The 17,098-nt window shown below is 62.2% G+C and carries 15 protein-coding genes and 1 pseudogene; 7 read left to right on the forward strand and 9 right to left on the reverse strand.

The window, feature by feature from the left end:
- The first annotated feature begins 431 nt into the window (after window positions 1-431).
- A complete protein-coding gene (locus EPO52_RS12515) occupies window positions 432-935 on the forward strand; it encodes a DinB family protein (protein WP_290806969.1) in 504 nt (167 codons plus the stop codon).
- A 4-nt stretch (window positions 936-939) separates the two neighbouring features.
- On the opposite strand, the gene EPO52_RS12520 is transcribed toward EPO52_RS12515, so the two are convergent.
- The 3 genes from EPO52_RS12520 to EPO52_RS12530 form a co-directional block, all read right to left on the reverse strand.
- Window positions 940-1,302, reverse strand: coding sequence for a type II toxin-antitoxin system PemK/MazF family toxin (locus EPO52_RS12520; RefSeq protein WP_290806971.1), 363 nt, complete (start codon window positions 1,300-1,302; stop codon window positions 940-942).
- A complete protein-coding gene (locus EPO52_RS12525) occupies window positions 1,299-1,523 on the reverse strand; it encodes a ribbon-helix-helix protein, CopG family (protein WP_290806973.1) in 225 nt (74 codons plus the stop codon). The genes EPO52_RS12520 and EPO52_RS12525 overlap by 4 nt, the downstream gene beginning before the upstream one ends.
- Window positions 1,524-1,587: 64 nt before the next feature.
- Window positions 1,588-2,274 carry a TetR/AcrR family transcriptional regulator gene (locus EPO52_RS12530; protein WP_290806975.1) on the reverse strand — a complete coding sequence of 229 codons (687 nt, stop codon included), beginning with the start codon at window positions 2,272-2,274 and terminating at the stop codon, window positions 1,588-1,590.
- 83 nt (window positions 2,275-2,357) lie between these two features.
- Here EPO52_RS12530 and EPO52_RS12535 point away from each other — a divergent pair, with 83 nt between their 5' ends.
- Together EPO52_RS12535 and EPO52_RS12540 are read left to right on the forward strand one after the other, a co-directional pair.
- Window positions 2,358-3,776 carry an MFS transporter gene (locus EPO52_RS12535; RefSeq protein WP_290806977.1) on the forward strand — a complete coding sequence of 473 codons (1,419 nt, stop codon included), beginning with the start codon at window positions 2,358-2,360 and terminating at the stop codon, window positions 3,774-3,776.
- Window positions 3,777-3,879: 103 nt separating this feature from the next.
- A complete protein-coding gene (locus tag EPO52_RS12540; protein WP_290806979.1) occupies window positions 3,880-4,731 on the forward strand; it encodes a MarR family transcriptional regulator in 852 nt (283 codons plus the stop codon).
- 36 nt (window positions 4,732-4,767) lie between these two features.
- Here the strand turns inward: EPO52_RS12540 and EPO52_RS12545 are convergent, their stop codons facing one another.
- Window positions 4,768-5,655, reverse strand: a complete 888-nt coding sequence (locus EPO52_RS12545) for a CPBP family glutamic-type intramembrane protease (RefSeq protein WP_290806980.1) — start codon at window positions 5,653-5,655, stop codon at window positions 4,768-4,770.
- Between the two features lie 11 nt (window positions 5,656-5,666).
- Window positions 5,667-6,140, reverse strand: coding sequence for a hypothetical protein (locus tag EPO52_RS12550; RefSeq protein WP_290806982.1), 474 nt, complete (start codon window positions 6,138-6,140; stop codon window positions 5,667-5,669).
- A gap of 283 nt (window positions 6,141-6,423) precedes the next feature.
- Between EPO52_RS12550 and EPO52_RS12555 the strand changes: the two genes are divergently transcribed.
- On the forward strand, window positions 6,424-6,795 hold the full coding sequence (locus EPO52_RS12555; protein ID WP_290806984.1) for a hypothetical protein: 372 nt from the start codon (window positions 6,424-6,426) through the stop codon (window positions 6,793-6,795).
- Between the two features lie 79 nt (window positions 6,796-6,874).
- Here EPO52_RS12555 and EPO52_RS17810 read toward each other — a convergent pair.
- Window positions 6,875-7,354: pseudogene (locus EPO52_RS17810) on the reverse strand (MFS transporter); the annotation flags it as partial.
- 270 nt (window positions 7,355-7,624) lie between these two features.
- Here EPO52_RS17810 and EPO52_RS12560 point away from each other — a divergent pair.
- Together EPO52_RS12560 and EPO52_RS17815 are read left to right on the forward strand one after the other, a co-directional pair.
- Entirely contained in the window at window positions 7,625-10,528 is a 2,904-nt protein-coding gene (locus tag EPO52_RS12560) for an SIR2 family protein (RefSeq protein WP_290806985.1), read from the forward strand.
- Between the two features lie 1,073 nt (window positions 10,529-11,601).
- The gene (locus EPO52_RS17815; protein ID WP_363340236.1) at window positions 11,602-11,886 is read left to right on the forward strand and encodes a helix-turn-helix transcriptional regulator; all 285 of its coding nucleotides are present in this window, start codon (window positions 11,602-11,604) and stop codon (window positions 11,884-11,886) included.
- Between the two features lie 347 nt (window positions 11,887-12,233).
- Here the strand turns inward: EPO52_RS17815 and EPO52_RS12565 are convergent, their stop codons facing one another.
- The 3 genes from EPO52_RS12565 to EPO52_RS12575 all read right to left on the reverse strand — a co-directional run bounded on the left by EPO52_RS12565 (window position 12,234) and on the right by EPO52_RS12575 (window position 15,338).
- Window positions 12,234-13,007, reverse strand: a complete 774-nt coding sequence (locus EPO52_RS12565; RefSeq protein WP_290806987.1) for a hypothetical protein — start codon at window positions 13,005-13,007, stop codon at window positions 12,234-12,236.
- A gap of 112 nt (window positions 13,008-13,119) precedes the next feature.
- Window positions 13,120-14,073, reverse strand: a complete 954-nt coding sequence (locus tag EPO52_RS12570; protein WP_290806988.1) for a hypothetical protein — start codon at window positions 14,071-14,073, stop codon at window positions 13,120-13,122.
- Window positions 14,074-14,078: 5 nt separating this feature from the next.
- On the reverse strand, window positions 14,079-15,338 hold the full coding sequence (locus EPO52_RS12575) for a PIN domain-containing protein (protein ID WP_290806990.1): 1,260 nt from the start codon (window positions 15,336-15,338) through the stop codon (window positions 14,079-14,081).
- A gap of 943 nt (window positions 15,339-16,281) precedes the next feature.
- Here EPO52_RS12575 and EPO52_RS12580 point away from each other — a divergent pair.
- Window positions 16,282-16,701 (forward strand): hypothetical protein, encoded by a 420-nt coding sequence (locus tag EPO52_RS12580; RefSeq protein ID WP_290806992.1) that lies wholly within the window; start codon window positions 16,282-16,284, stop codon window positions 16,699-16,701.
- Window positions 16,702-17,098: the final 397 nt, after the last annotated feature.

Consider the following 17,098-nt stretch of genomic DNA (forward strand, 5'->3'; position numbering starts at 1 on the left):
TCCATCCGCCACGATGCAGCGACGCTGATCGGCCCTGAGTTCGAGCAACTCCTCCGTGAGCTCCACTCAGAGAAGGTTGCCCATGCCTAAAAGCAGCACAGTGAGCCTGGACAAGGCAGGCTGAAGCGATCTGCGGACTCGTCCTCGGTGAGCGCAGCGCCGGCGACGACCATACGCAGGCAATCAACCTCCTGAAGAAGGCCATCCACCCGTCGACCAAGGCCGCGACAAGCCCGAAACGACTCCTCACGCAGAAAACGCCGGTGCAGTACGGCGCAGATGCGATCAGCGCGAGCGATGCGGCCGATCTGATCAGATGGGCTCGCGACATCGTGCACGAGGCCGACACCAAAGACCGGTGAGCGTACCACTGCCTCCGGATCGAGCCCCGGACGGGTGCGCTCGCGGGCCTGCCCCGGGATACTCGATGCATGGAACGCACTGATCACCCTCACGCCTGGGACGAACGATCGACCCTGCTCACGATGCTGCAGTACACCCGCGACACGGCCATCGAGAAGTCGACGGGCCTGACGGATGCGCAGGCCGCAGCCGCCCCGATCGTCACCTCGCCGCTGATGAGCGTCGGCGGCGTACTCAACCACCTGCGCTGGGTCGAGCACTCCTGGATCGAAAACCGCTTCGTCGGCGGCCCCGACCTAGGGCCGTGGACCGATGAATCCCCCGACCAGGAGTTCATCGACGGCTCAACCCTCCCCCTGCAGACCGTGATCGACGGCTACCGCGAGCAGGCAACCACGACCGATGCGATCATCGCCGGCCTCCAGCTCGACGACCGCTCACAGACCGCGTTCCGCTCGGGCGACCATCCGACGCTCCGCTGGGTGATCCTCCACCTCATCGAGGAGAATGCCCGCCACAACGGCCACCTCGACATCCTCCGCGAACTGGCCGACGGCACCACGGGCGACTGACCGCCTAGAGCGACAGGTGAAAGCGCAGCGCATGGTCGACCTGCTGCATCACCCAGCCAGGCGCGGCACCCCGGATGCCGGCAAGCCGCTCCACCGACACCGTGCGCACCTGCTCCGCCTGCACTTTCGACGTGCTGGTCAGCCCCATGGCCTCCAGCGCTTCACCGTCCGACACGAGCACCTGGAACTCTCCACGCGCGTTCGCCACGTTCGTGGTCACGGGCACGATGGTGATCGTTCCCCGGCCCATCGTGGTCGCTGCCTCATTGGCACCGTCGTTGCTCACCACGAGGCACGGCCGGGTCTTCGATGCCTCGCCGGGTTCAGCCGGATCGGGGCGCACGGCCACCACGTCGCCTCGCCTCATGCTCCGAGGCCGTCAGTCTCGGCCGCCTCCCACACACGAGACTCACCGGATTCGATCCATTCGTCGTTCGCCATCGCGTAGTCACTGACGGATGCCCGCTCCCGCGCAATCCGGACGAGATCGTGGATGGCAGCCGAACGGTTGCCGGACCTGGCGCGGGCGAGCTCGTCGATGTACTCGAGATCGCTCTCGGAGAGACTGACGCTCAACTTCGTGGTCATACCCCGATGCTACCGCAGTCCGACCAGATGGAGAGCCGCTGGCATCCACCTGCTCGTCATCGACTCAGCGGCGTGGATGCTCGCCCCCGCTTGCGAGGATCCCGTTGACGATCGCGGTGGTCGCCCATCGGCTCCGCTCGTCCGGCGTGCCTGACGTGAAGACCGCCGACCCCGCCCGGTGGAGCGACGGATGCCGCTCGGCGGTCGCCGCATCCAGCGTCTCGGTGAGGTCGGCGAGGTCTTGCCCCGTCGGGGTCGCGTGGGCGGCCCATTCGGCTGCGGAAGCGGTTGCGTGCTGGAGCAGGAGGTCGACCCCCCGCGCCGCGGTCTCGATGTCGACCCCGGCCGCGTCGAGCAGCCGCATCAGCAGCTCGAGGAGGTCGAGGTAGTGGGGGCCGTCGGGCCAGGTTGTGAGCGCCGCTGAGGCGAGTCCGGGCTGGCTCGCGAGCAGGCCGGCGTAGTCGTCGACCACCCGCTGCAGCCGTTCCCGCCACGCCTCTCGCCCGTCCCAGGAGAGATCGAGCTCCGACAGGTACCGGTCGATGAGCAGCGCGTTCAGCTCCGTCGTGTTGCGCACGTACACGTAGAGCGATGCCGGCCCGGTGTCGAGCTCGGAGGCGAGTCGACGCATGGTCAAGGCGGCGGCGCCGTCGCGATGCACGACTTCGACGGCCGCGTCGAGGATCGCCGCTCTCGACAGCGGGGGCTTCGCGGGCCGATCCCGGCGACTAATCGGTTCACGTCGTGCCATGTCCACAGCGTACTCGGCTTGCATCGTAACGAACATGTTCGTTACGATGCTGTTCGTAATCATCTCCGTGGGAAAGGACCTCCATGACCAGCACAGAAACGACAGCCGCCACCTCGTCGCTGTCCACCAAGGGCGTGTGGCTGACGCTGATCGTGGTGCTCCTCGCCGATGCGATGGACCTGATCGATTCGACGATCACCAACGTCGCGGCGCCCTCGATCGTCGCCGACCTCGGAGCGGATGAGAGCGTCATCAAGTGGCTCGGTGCCGCGTACGCTCTCGCGCTCGGCTCGCTCCTCGTGCTGGGCGGCCGCATCGGCGACAAGTTCGGGCAGCGCGGCACGTTCCTCATCGGGATGGCGGGCTTCGTCGCCGCCTCGGCGGCGGCCGGCGCCGCCCTGTCGCCCGAGATGCTGATCGGAGCACGGGTCGCGCAGGGCGTCTTCGGGGCCTTCCTCATCCCTCAGGGCATGGCGATCATGACCGCCACCTTCCCGAAGCCCGCCCTGCAGAAGGCGTTCGGCGTGTTCGCCCCGATGCTCGGCGTGTTCGCGGTCGCCGGCCCCCTGCTCGGTGGCCTCCTGATCGACGCGAACCTGTTCGGCCTCGAGTGGCGCCCGGTGTTCCTCATCAACCTCGTGCTCGGCGGGTTCGCCCTGGTGATGGCGGTGAAGTTCCTGCCGCACGTCCCGCCGCGGCCGGCGACGCGCATCGACGTATTCGGGAGTGTGCTGCTCGTCGTGGCGCTCTTCGGGGTGCTGTTCGGGCTCATCGAGGGTTCGAGCGACGGATGGGGGGCCCTCGCGATCGTGTCCCTCGCCGTCGGCGCGATCGTGTTCGCCGGGTTCGTCTGGCGACAGGCCCGCACGCCGGACCCGCTGCTGCCACGCACCCTGCTCGCGAACCGCGGCTTCACGGCGGGCCTCATCGTCGGACTCCTGGTGTTCGCCGGCTTCAGCGGCCTGATGTATGTCATCTCCCTGTTCCTGCAGCTCGGACTCGACTACTCCCCCACCCAGACGTCGCTGAGCCTCATCCCGCTCACCCTCGGCATCATGGGCGGCTCGGGCATAGCCGCTGCCCTGATCGTGAAGCTCGCGCGCCGCCTGGTCGTGCTCGGCCTCGTCGCGATGCTCGCCGGTGTCGGGCTGATGCTCGTGTTCGTCACGGTCGCGGGATCCGACCTCACCTGGTGGCAGCTCGCCATCGCCACCCTCTTCATGGGGCTCGGTGCGGGCATCTGCTTCAGTTCCATCTTCAACACCGCGCTCGGCGACGTCGACGCCCACGAGGCGGGTTCGGCAAGCGGATCACTGAGCGCCGTTCAGCAGGTCGCCAACGGCATCGGCTCGGCACTGGTCACGAGCATCTTCCTCACGCTGCTCCCCGCCGGCGACGTGGGCGCGGTCTCCGTGACACTCGTGGTGCTGCTCGCGCTCCTCGTCGCGTGCCTGCTGGTCGTGCCGCTGCTGCCCCGCACCGCGGTCGCCGAGGTGGAGTGACCCACGCGTTCCGATCCGGCCGCTCCGCGCTCCGCCGAGCGGCAGGGTGGTCTTCCACACATCAGCTCACTGCTTAGATGGGGGCGAAGGAGCGAGCGGACAGATGGATACAGTGGCGCAAGACCGAGCCATGGAGCTGCTGGGGCGTTTCAATGACCAGTTGACGAGCATCGTCGATGACGCCTTCGGCTCCGAGTGGGCCGAGATCGAGGAGATCCTCGCGCTCATCGCGCTCGTTGCCGATCACGTCGTCACGACCCGGAGACTCGCGGAGCTCAGTGGGCTGAACCGGCGGGCCATATCCCGGCTGGTCGCCCGCTTGCGGTCGGAGGGCCTGGTCAGCACGCGGCATTCAGACGCTGACGGGCGGGTCATCGAAGTCGTCCTCACCGATCACGGTGAGAGACAGGCAGCCCAATTCCGCACGGCGATCGCTGACTTCTTCCGTCGGAGCAGAGATCTCGCACTCGAACTCAGCTCGGGTACGGGGCCTGTCGACACCCGGATGACACAGACGCTCCTAGACCCGATCGATCTGCTTCGGCGGGTGTGTGAAGCAGGCGCTTCGCTCGTCGCCTTCATGCCTGATGCCGCGACCCAAGGGCAGTTGGCTGCTCGACAGCGGGCAGCGCTGGTGCAGATCACGACGCAGCATGGGGTTCGCCCGGCCGATCTCTCACCCTCACTAGGGGTTTCACGTGCCGGCGCGGCGTATATCGTCGACCAGCTCTGCGCGAAAGGGTTCATTTCTCGCCGGCACGGGGCAGTCGACGAGGATCGGCGCGCCGTCGTCCTGGAGGCGACGGCTGAGGGCATTCAAGCCGTGCGGGCGGTGATGGACGGGATCGAGCACCAGCAAGAGCTCCTCGGACACCTGTTCGCCGAGGTCGCGGCCTGGCACCAGCCGCCGGTCAAGACCGGTCGCTCTCGACCGGCCGTAGACCAGGTGGGATGAATCGGCGGTTCGGCATCGTGGAGACCTCGATCGTCGTCAGGCTCCGGCCTTCACGCGCAGGTGCGGTGCCTCCGCGGCATCCGCTCGTCCCTGCGCGTCGCCACGGGTGATGATCAGGAGCACGATCGCCCAGGCGACGTAGGCGAAGGTTCCGCCGGTCGCGATGAGGTTTGCCGTGTTCACGGTGGAGTGGGTGCCGTCGTCGATGCCGCCGGACGCCAGGATCGTCGTGGGGTCGGTGAGAGCGTGCAGGAGGATCGGCCAGATCAAATTCCCGCCGGCACGCAAGGTCGCATACATGCAGATCCCGAATGCGAACGTGTAGACGAGTGTGGGGCCGACGATTGAGAAGGACTGTCCGGCGAACAAGTTCGAGAGGTGCAGTGAGGCGAAGATGAGCGACGAGAGCGCCATCACCGCCCACTCGCGGTAGCCGTGCCGGCGGAGCATCACCACGACGAGTCCTCGGGTGAGGAAGTCTTCGGAGAAGCCGACGAAGACGCTGGCGAACAGGATCGACAGAACCACCGGGAGCCCGTATCGGGCGTAGTCGATGCCGACGAAGTGGAACACGATCGGCACCAGGATGAGGATCGGCGCGATCCAGAACCACCACTTGCGGGGAACGGGCTGTCGGCCGAACAGCGGGCGGGGCAGCCATCCGAAGCTCACGGCAAGGACGATCAGCACCACCGACCCGACGAGGGGCTGCAGGCCGACCGAGAGGAACGCCGACAGAGGGTCGCCCAGGAAGTCCTCGGCGACCATGCCGCCGACGATCGGGCGGAGGAGGAGTCCGGCTCCGTTGTAGAGGGCGATGTAGACGACCGCGATCAGTACGGCCTTCCACCATCCGCCGCGGTTCCAGAACCCGCGCCAGCCGCGAGCGTCACGGTCGATCGCGCTCGGTGTTGTTTCGGTCATCCTGGTGGGTCTCAGTCGCCCAGTTCGGCGAGGAGATCTTTGAGGCCGAGTCCGCCGATGTTCTGCGCCTCGAACTCGAGCTTCGTGCCGGTCGTGATGTCGGTGAGCTCGATGACGCGCACGGTTCCGCTGTGTCGGCGGCCGACTTCGAGATTGGCGCGGTCGATGTGCGCCACCGGATGCAGATGCTTCCACCCGCCCACGAGCCCGGTGGAGGTGCGTCCGAGCACGTACAGCTTCGTCGCGGAGACCGCGAGCACGATCGAGGGGTAGCTGCCCTTCGAGGCGCTCATGGCACGCTGCGCCAGCATCCCCCCGGCAACACCCCAGGCGGTCTGGTTGTTGCCGCCCAGGCCGACGCCGGCTGCGGCGCCGAGCACTCCGGAGATGGTCGATCCGCGCGGCATGACGACAGCGACGTCGAGGATCTCGTCGTCGGGGATGACGGCCTGTGCGCCCTCGCGTGCGTGCTCTTCTCTCGACATCCTTCAATCCCCTTCGTTCTCCCGTCGCCCCTGCCGAGCGACAGATCTCGTGATCGTGAGATCACGCTACCCCGATTCGGGACAAATCCGAACAGACCCGCAAAGCGGTGATGACGATGTCCAACGAGTCGCTCTCTGTCAACCGCTCCATCGAGAACGGCGATTTCCAGATGTTCTGATCTGTCCCGAATCAGGTTATGGTGAAGCCACGCACCACCCCCGTTTGGGGCACGATTGGTGCAACCTCACCTGAATACACCAACGAAACGTAGGGGAAGAAATCATGGCTGGTCAGCGTCCTGGCGGCGTCGTTCTCATCGCAGTGCTCGCCTGGATCGGCGCGGCCTTGCAGATCATCTCCGGAGTCTTGGTACTCACCGGTGTGCTGAATCCTGAAGGCATCTCGACCGAGACTGCATGGATCGCGATCGTCGTAGGAGTCATCTCGTTCCTCGTCGCGTTCGCCTTGTTCGGCGGCAGCAACATCGCCCGAATCCTCGTCACGATCTCCTTCACGCTGTCCCTCATCACCGCCATCGTGCAGGTGATCGCGCACCCCACGAACTTCGTCGCGCCGATCCTCGCCGCGATCGTCGCCTTGGTCGGCCTCGTGCTGCTCTACACCGCGAAGTCGAACGCCTACTTCCGCCGCTGAGCCCGGCACCGCGGTAGCCGGCACGCGCAAGCCGCCTCCGAGGCGCTGCTGCGCATGGGGGGGCGGCGGAGCCGGATGCGCCACGCTCCAATGTGCGCGCCCACAACAGTGACACAAGTCCGGCCACCCCGCCGGCCACGAACGCAACCCTCCACCCCCACTCCGAAATGCCCGCACGATCGCTTATCAGCAGGAGCGCCAGGAGGCAGGCCTGAGCGAGCACGAGACCAGCGACTATCGTGGTGGCCTGGAACGAGGCGAAGAATCCGCGGTGGCCCCGCGTGCCCGACTCCGACAACAACACCGTGGCGGCCGCGTTTTCACCCCCGGTGGCGATGCCCTGCAGCAGGCTCACGACCACGAGGATCACGGCCGCCCACGCCCCGACCGCGCGCTCGGTCGGGGCAAGCGCGAGAGCGACGGATCCGGCCGACATCATCGTCACCGCCGCAACGAGTGCCCGTTGCCTGCCTCGCGTGTCGGCAAGTCGGCCGAAGAGCCAGGAGCCGAGCGGGCGAACCACGAACGTCAGGGCGAAGAGCCCGTAGACGTAGATCAGTGAATCGAGCGAGTCGGGGCTTGCCGTCGTCCTCTCACGTGCGCAACCTGAGCTTGTCGGTCACGATGACGCACTCACCTCTGGGGCTGCTCACCTCTACGGAGGGTGGACGAGGCTAGCGCGAAGCAAAGAACAAGCTCCTCAGTACACACGAGACGCAATATGCTCTCGCCTGGGGGTAATTACATGTCTGCAGAACAACTTTCCGAGGCTCTCGCGAGTGGTCGCGTGGTGGCAATCGTAGGAGCCGGGTCTACCGTCGCCGCGACCATGGCTGCGCCATCCTCGACGTGGGTTGGGCTAATCCGGAACGGCCTGGATTTCGTTGTAGATCACGATTCGAAAGTGGCCAGGTGGCGGACAAACGTCGACACCCAGCTTGAACTTGCCATCGAGGATAACGACGGTGACCAGCTCCTACAGGTCGCGGGGCAGTTGTCCTCAAAGTTGCGCGGTATGGGCGAACAAGCGTTCGCAAACTGGCTCAATTCTGTATTTGCTGACATCGAAGTTGCCGATCCTTCGTGGCCTCAGTCGATCGCGGAATTAGGCGCGCCAATCTTCACTACTAATTACGACACGGTGTTAGAACGCTTCGCCGCAGGAGCAGTTGACTGGCGATCTCCACATGGATTCCAGCGAGTTCTCAACGCATCTGGCGAGATTGGACATATTCACGGGGTCTATACCGAACCCGACTCGGTGGTGCTCTCTGAAGCTGACTACACACGGCAAAAATCTGCCGAGGGTATCCAAAGCATTGAGCGCGCGGTGTCAGCAACAAAGTCGATCGTGTACATCGGCTGCGGCGGCACTCTTGATGACCCCAACTTCACCGAACTGTTGCGCTGGCACCGAAAGACCTTCACGACATCCGCAATGCCTCACTACCGGCTTTGCCTTTCCTCGGAGTTGGCGGCACTGAAGGAACTCCATAGGGATTCGAATATCGAGCCAATCAGTTACGGGGACAATTTTTCCGACTTGCCCGCTTTTATCAAATCGATCGCACCACGCGAAGACGTGGCCCGAAGCGCCAGCGGAGTCGTACGGGACGTAGTGACCGACATGCGCACCTACCTCGAGGATCAATTTCGGCAGGAGACGATCATCGGCGAGGGGCTCGCTGATCTGGACAACAAACCAATAGACGAACTGATTGTCCCGCCGGTCCTGCTGCCCGTCCCTCACCAGGAGTTTTTCCGTTCTGCTCAGGAGCCCGAAGAGAAGCTCGACGTCGTCAACCCTGATGAGGATCTCGATAACGACGGGGTGATCCTGCTTGTTGCAGACGAGAATTCTGGCCTGTCGACGGCAATCAGATGGCTGTTGCTGGCAGCATCACGGAAACGACACATCGCACCAGTCTTCCTGGACTTCAGACGATTTCCCGCGGGACATAAACCACTCTCAAAGTTGCGTAGCGGCGAAGCGCTCGAGCGCGGGCTAATTCAGAACCGTACAGAACCACTCCCTGCCCACGTGCTTGGCATAGACAATTTTCATAGCCACAACCGAATTGCTGAACGCGCAAGCGACGAGCTTGGCGGCACTGAGGGCCTGACGATCGTCGGATGCAGTAGCGTGAACGAGGCAGACGCCGTGGATATTCTGAAGCGTGCCGGGTGCGATGTACGCGTGAGGTACCTAGGCAAACTGGGCACGAAGCAAGTTCGAGCTATGGCCGAACTGGCGTCTGGCTCCAAGGCCGAGCTTCTCGCCGCTGCAGTCGTTGCCACACTAAGAAGCGAGCACCTGCCACGCACTCCCTTTACGGTTGCAATGCTTGTGTCTCTGATGGCGCGAGGAGAGTCGTTGATCGCCAACGCGTCGCCCACCGCAATTATTGACCAGTACGTCAATCACCTGCTCGGCCGTGACGATGCCAACGAAGATTCTCGCCGGGCACTGAGCGCTGCCGACCGCGAGTCGATCTTGACCGATCTCGCCGTAAAGTTCGTCTCTGACGACCATGGCGCGGTGCTGCAATCGGAAGCCATCGGGACGATGGAAAGCTTCTTCCAACGATTTGCATGGGAGGAATCGCCACGCAAGGTACTGGACGATCTAGTGCGTCGCCGCGTTCTCATCGACGACGGAGTTCGCGTACGGTTTACTCAGTCGAGTTTCCTCTATCTCTTCGCGGCAAAGGCAGCTGCGAAATCGCCGGACCTGCTCGACAGCATCCTAAAGCGGCCCTTGTACTACGCGTCGATTTTGACCTCATATGCTGCTCTAGTTCGAAACGACAGGGCAACGCTCGAAGAACTGAGCAAGCTGATTGCTCAACCCCCGACTCCGGGCGAAAACTCGGCTTTTGATGCCCGGGCGCCTCGAGATGCACCGGACGGGCTTGGAGAGCATCTCGACGAGATACTCGCCGCCACAGAGGAAGCACCGAGCGAGGAACCGCCGACGGACCTTCCATCGAGCGACCCCCTTGATTCCTCATCCGATGTTGATGTGTTGCCGTTTCCCGTCACAGACGACGCGGATCTTCCGCCCCTAATTCGTTTTACCCAGTCACTATCGTTAGTTTCGGTCGTCCTTCGTGACAGCGAGGAGGTGGACGACCTAGCGCTGAAACGCCAGAGCTTGGAGACCGTGCTGCGTGGTTGGGGCTATCTTTCCGATGCTCTTCACGACGATGAGAGTTTTCAGGAACTCGCTATTAGGCTGCGTGCCCAGGCGGAAGATGAACTCGGCTCGGATGAGAAGGGTTTCGTCGAGAACCTCATAAAGCTGCTCCCGTCTCTGATCATGCACACCGGGATTGTTAGTGCGCTGGCTTCCCGCAAGCTATTGGTCACAGCTCGCGAAGTTGCGGACCTGGAAGCTACAAAGTTGGATGCTCGGCTCGCGATTCCCAGCGCTCTGTTAATCGAATCGATTGGCGAGTTGGGTTGGGAGGCTCAAGTCGATGCGTTGATCGAACCGTTCGAAACAACTCCGGTTGTAGAGGAGTTTGTGACTATTGTCCTATTGATGGCTTACCACCAGGCAAAACCGGGGTCTCCTCTTGAAAAGCGGCTGAAGGACATTCTTTCTCGTGGGTACTTGGCGCGCCTGAAATTTGACAACGCCAAGGAGCGTGCGCACGTCAAATCTTCTTATATGCAGTGGCTCGAGCGAGCGAAGGGATCGGTTCGTCGCGCAGGGGGCATCGCTGGCTGATCAATCGCGAGACGCCAATCGACGATTGCCTAGAAGAACCCATTCTTGAATCTAAGACTTTTTGCCCATCAGCCTCGGGCGGTGCGACACCCCGTGGCCGGAAGTCGGTCGCGCACAGGACACCACTTCCCTACGGTCAGGATCGGGCGAGTCGGGATCGAAGAACTCCGTACGGAAGTACGCAGTGACGGTGGCGTAGAGGTAGAGGTTGAACCGCTGCACGAGATCCGGCACCGACCCCGCCGAGATGACCCCACCTGATCGCGGCGGATGCGCCCCGCTTGCGGCCGACGGCGTAGGCATCGCTATGCGACCCTACCGAAGATGCGGCGCCCGACGATCGTGGGTCACAATGGGTTCGCGAGCGTACTGACGGGGCGACTACCCCGCTCCCGGGTCTCCATCTCGCCGACGATCGCAGTGACGCGACAGGCCAAAAAGCGGCCCGGATGCCGCGGCCTCGGCAACTACTCTTTAAAAATGTGCGGCCCCCAATACGAATTGGAGCGCCAAGCCGAGATTAGGCGCACTCGATCGTCTGAGCCTCGACTCGCAGCACGCAGAGGTCACTGCCTTCAAGCCCCGGCGGTTGGGACGCACGAAGCGCGCCCGTCACTACGACTCGCCCACCCTCAACCACGCACGCGAGAGCATGATCTGCGACCGCGCCCTCGCAGATGATCTCGCACGTCGGCTCCGGACGACCCGCGTGAACATCGTCGGACACCAGAAACGCAACCACTTCCCCGGCCGGCCCTTCCCCAACGAACGGCTCACTCGACACGCATCCACGCACCTCAACTCGCGAGAACATACGACTCCACCTCCCCGCCAGGCAAACCCTCGCAGCACTTAGCGACCGCCTCCGGATGCTGCGTGATCCAGATCTCATTGGCGCACTCCTCCGAGCAGGCCAACTGGTCGTATCGCATCTCATCCCGCGGCGCCCGGATGCCGCAATGTCGGCAACGACGCAATTTCTTCATCTCAACCTCCGAGGTATTTGTTATGGCTAGCCAATTGTGATGGATAGCCATAACGCTCGCAATGAGTAATCCGGATGCACTTGGTGAGTGCCAAATGACAGCCCTGTCCCCGAGCCCAACTTCGATGCCCTCCGCGCCGAACTCGCCCGCCTCCGCCACGACCGCGGCTGGTCCTACGACCAACTCGCCGCACGCTCAGGCGTCGGTCGCGCGACCCTGGTCTCCATGGAGTCAGGCAAGCCCCGCCGCAATCCCGACAAGCCAGCTTCGCGAGGGAGTCTCGAATCGTGGTACCGCGTTGCGTGCGCCTTCGGTGTTGACCTGGGAGACCTCCTTCGCCCGCTGTACATAGAAGGCAACGAAGCGCACTGAGAGCGGAAGCGCAATGTCGTTGGTGGAAATGAGAGCTACTCCATCAGCCAAGGCGGCACACTTACGTCTAACGCGACTAGTGCCGTGAGATCCGCGAGCGTCTCGACCACGAAATATCAAGACTCGGCCAGCTGCTACACCAACGAACGCCAACAGGGACGGCCACAGTCGACTCTGGCGCGATAGCTGAAAATGGATCCCTTCCGGGGCGCGCTCGGCCGCGCCCCGTTGATACTTGCTGCATCGCGGCGGCCTCGCCGTCAGGTCGGGCCAAGCGAGTACCGATGCCCACACGAGCAACACTCAACGATGAGATCAAGACCCCTCCAGGCCGCCTCATGGATACGTCAGTCGGGATAATCGGCCGGGATGAGACCCCTGGACTTAAGGAATGCGATCCTCTGGCAATGCATGCCGGCTTGCATCTTGATCTCGCGAAAGGGACGAAGTCCGTCGATCTCGAGACTTCGGCGATAGTCCATGAATCCTTCGATGTCGCGCGACGCTTCCGTGAGATCGCGTCGCACCGATGGCGAGTGGGCCGCCGGCTCACGCGCCCATGCGCTGATTCGGTCCAAGATTCGCTCGCGTCGAACGCGCGGCACCGCGGTGTCGAGAAGCGCGCTGCGCGGATATGCCGGATCATTGCCCACCTTGTCTGGCATGAATACTGCGTCAGGCATTTTGCCGTAATAGTGGCGAATCTCAAGCGCCGTTATGTGGAATAGATCGTCTGCCCCGGGAACCAGGCTCTGCTCAAGTTCGACTTGCGCTTCATCCCGTGACGTCGACCCAGTAGGTCCAGAGACGTCTTCACTATTGCGATATTCCCAATGCATGTCGCTGAGCGCAACTAGCACCCACCTTCGAAGCGACTTTGCTTCCGCCTGAGCCATTGCAAGAATCCGCTGCCTGTCAGCTTCCTTGTGGCGATCATTAGCGTCCGCGATGCGATTCCCTTCGATGCTCCGCGCAAGCTGACCCGCCTTGACGGAGGTCACGACCGCCGCAACTCCGACGACGATGGTTGCCAGGCCGATGATGCTTGGGATGATCAGTTCTGCCCAGAACCCGAACGCAGTAGGAGGTTCGGCGATTGGAGCTGCGGTGCGCAGAATCAATTGCGCTCCTTTCGACCACGGTCGCTGGCCGCATCTCGACAGTAGTCCAAGGCGTACGTGAACCAGGCTGCCATAGCGCTGGAGGACATCCGTAGGGAACCCGGCGCGGAAGCTAAGGCTTTGGACGAAACCTGACGCGATGCCACTCGAGCGTGAGGCGTGGCACTTCGTAGATGATGCTCATTGCAACATCGTCCGGTCCCAATCGACGTTGGTCAGGCGAAAGCGACCTGTAGTGCTTGAGCAACTTCCGCGTCTGCCGAGCCGTCTTCACATCTTTTAGGCGGTTGCTCCACTGCGCAGTGAATTGATGAGTGAGTGACAGCCGAAAGCGAAGACCTGTAACTAATGCAACCTTGATCTTCAAGGGCAGTCGGCGGCGGGACATGGCCTTCGGGTGAATGAAGATCGTCCCCAGGTTCATCATCAGAGCGGCAACGTACATGAACGGGGCCAGCGCTATCGGGAGCCAGAGTGAAAGGCAGAACGTCAGGACGATACTCGTGACATCTGTCTCTGGCTGAAACAGCTGCGTGATTGTCCAGATGATCGCCACGAGTCCGTAGATGCTTGTGAGCACGGTGCAAAGGATAGAGACCGGCTTCGCATTCGCTTGCGACGATGCATATGTTCCTAGAAGCACTATCAACACGATTATGGGTTGAAGTATGAGTTCCGCGATCAGCGAGAACGAAGCCAATCCGACAAAGAATACTGCGAGGGCCGACAGTCCTACGGTTTCTCTGATTGTCTTGCTCAGCAGCGAGCTACCGGAGTCGATCTTGTATGCCGTGAATAGAGTGGCAAGCCCTCCACCGAACACAATCAGCACGGTGTCTTTGAGCAGGTCGAGTCGCCAGAATCCGACGGCACTCGCAAGCCAGACGACGAGAGCAGCCCAGAGCAAATACGCAATAAGAACGACCTGGATGCGCCAGACAAAGAATGTCTTGAGTACCCTACCGGCGCTTGGTCCAATGGACCTACGTAGATGCGGAATGAGAAGGAAGCAGGTTACGGAAATACCTAGCCAAATGAGGCTCGCTATCTCCCGATCACTCAGCACGGCAACTATTCGTCGTCATTAGGCTCATCCGCACCCGGCAAACCGCCCCCAGCCGCGATCCCCCGAGCTTCCCGCTGAAGCCGCTTTCTCTCGTCGAACTGAGTCTGGAGCATCTGGTATAGAGCTTCAGAAGTGGCGGAGCGAGCGCCTAACGATCCTTCGGCAAGTCGTCGCTGAGCGTCAGCTATTGCGCCAATTCCGGAGCCTAGGCTTTTAATGTGTTCAGCGCCGATCTTTCGGTCAAGACCGAGACGGGCGTAGATTGACGCGCTGTCCGATAGCCCGCCTATTCCCGAGAGATCGCGGCTTCTTGATAGGCCACCGATCGACTCGTTCAATCTCTGGATGATCGCACCCGCTGAACTACTCAGTAAGGACTCTGCAAGGCTCTCCTCGGCTTGCTCGTCCAGTTCACGAACAGCGTCGTCGATATCTTCGGGCGTACCGCCGACGCCCAACCTGGACTTCGCCTCTTCTACGAACTCGCCTGGCCTGAAAATCAGCAACTGTCGCCCCGTCTCGATGAAGAACTCGCTAAACAGTTCGGGATGGAACTTCTTCTTTGCATCCGCCCAATCAGCCTTCTGCTCATTGGTCACAAGAATTACGTCCTGCTTAGTCTTCATGGCGTACCTCATGGTCTGCACCCAGAGAAAGTAATCCCCGAATACTCTGTCGCCGGTCTTCGAATCCAAATCGGCCCACCCAGGGGGCACCTGAGCCGCATATCGTTCCAGGCCTAGTTTCCGGTGCTTGGAAAGTTGCGTCTCCTTGAATGCGGGGCCGATCCGCTCGACTGGGAAAAGCTCTTCGACTACTTTCAGCACAGGGTCGCCCCTGGAAGTGTCTTGTTCGAAATCGCCCTTCGCGTCAGTTACGGCCTGAGCTAGAGCACCGGCAGCACGGAAGTATGACGCGAGTCTCTTCTCCACATCAAGGTTGACGTTGAATCTCTTCAAGTCTTCGATCGCCTTTTTGGTGTTCGCTCGCTGCTGTTTGATCGTGTTGCCGAGACTCCTGTGGGATGCCGTGGCGCTCTCGCGCTTTCCATCCTTATTTCGCTGGAACTCTAGGGCGACCTGATGGGGAATCCACATCCGCTCCTTCTGGCTCAGTAGGAGATTCACCATTGCGCTTCTCGTCTTGGGCGTTTGGGCGTACAAGTCCAGGAGCACATTGGTATCGACAACGATCAGTGCCGACTCCCACATCTTCTGTAGGTCAGCTTCGTCGTGCCCGTTGTAGCCGGGAAACAATTCGCGCATCCGTACCCCCTCGCGCAACCCTATCGATTCGCCGCACGAGAGAGTCGTCTCAATTGCAAAGGATTTACGAGACATCCGTTGTGAGCGCAGCTGGCGCTCCATCTACCTATAAGCCAGCACACTCGATGTCTCGGAATGTCATGTCAGTATTCTGTGTGCCTCAGAGTCATTGGGCTCAACAAGACGTGATCGCGGCACGAGGATTGGCTACGCCAGTACCAGTACCTGCACCTGTGGCCGCGGCTCCATCCGCGACCCCATGAAATCGGGTGGCGCGGACTCAGTTGTCGTCTGGGTCTGCCTCCGCCGCGATCGCCGCGTCAAGGAAATGGGGGCTAGTAGGAGCAATCGATATTCCCAACCTTTCCGTTCCAAACTTCTACTATCACTACGTCCGCGATCGAGTGCTCTGGCGAACGGAACTCGGTATGCCCAGGGAGCATGACAAGGGATATCCGATGGGGACAGTCGGGCGGTAGCTCCTCGTTACAATCTCGAGTGGGGAGCGCTCTTGCCACCGTCCACTGCCGGCTAGTGCGATTCTCCCGACGAGTACCACTCGATTTGCGGAGGTCGGTTCGGACATGCTGTCCCGCCAGCGCACCATCCGGTCGGACTTCGCCGGTGCGATGTCTGCACTGCTGGCCGAGACCCCACCGAAGAAGACCGCGCTTCGCACTATCGGAGAGAACAAGTAGTGGTCTGCGCGGCCCTGCGCGAGTACATCGGGGCGGTGCCACTGTGAGCACACACGAGCGGTTCAGCGGCCGGCTCCGGCGCTGCCGGCAATGCGGCATCCGGGTGCCCCGTAGCGAGATGGTCTACGGCCACCGCGCCTGCTCCGAGGACTGCGCCAACAACCTCTGGTTCAAGGTGACGTTCGACGCTTTCGTAGAGTAGGCGAAGGACTCGACGGCACCATCCGGCTCGGTAGCATGAGCGCATGATCGCTCTCGCCGCATCAGCACGAGCGCTCAGAGTGTTCCAAGTCGTGTGGGTGCTCGGCTTCCTCGTGGGAACAACCACTCACACGGTGGATCTGATCGTCGGCGGATTGAACGCCTACAGCGACTTCCCTCTCGGCGTCCGGCTGTTCTGGGTGATGCTAACGTTCCTGGATCCGGCCACCGCTGCACTGATCATCTTTCGACGGCGCTCCGGCATCGTGCTCGGCATCGCCGTGATCGTCGCCGACATCGCGGTGAACTGGACCGTCTTCGTTTTGGTCGGCGGACTCTCGTTGTTCGGCGTCATCAGTCAGAGCTTGTTTGCGGTGCTCATCTTGGTCACGGCTCGCCCCCTTTGGGCATGGTTCGGGCCGTCTTCTCCACGAGAACGCGCCGCCCTGAACAGAGAGGCATGACCGCCCGCGATTGCGAGACGGTTGGCCAAGGTCTGGGCCCAAGGAGAGCTGGCTGACGCTAGCGGTGTAAAACAGCCGTGGGCGACATCGCCGAGAGGCTCCGGAGGCGGAGTTACATCCGGGCCACATCGCCTGAGCAGATACCCACTACAAGCTAGAGACTCTTGCGTCGACCCGACGTTGAACCTGGCGCTCCCACCACGCCATCCGGCTACCCTCGTGACTGATCCGTTGTGTCGGCCACGAGACATCCTGGTGGACTCCCTGCGACTCGGCCGGCCGCGTCCGTTCGAGTGGTGGTCTTTCGCTTCGTTGCGATGATCAGTTGTTGTTAGTTTAGGGGGCGGTGATCTCGGGGAGTATCACCGCCTCGTCGATGGTGGGGGTGGTCGCGGTG

The organism is Herbiconiux sp. (genome assembly GCF_004297105.1).
Taxonomy (GTDB): domain Bacteria; phylum Actinomycetota; class Actinomycetes; order Actinomycetales; family Microbacteriaceae; genus Herbiconiux.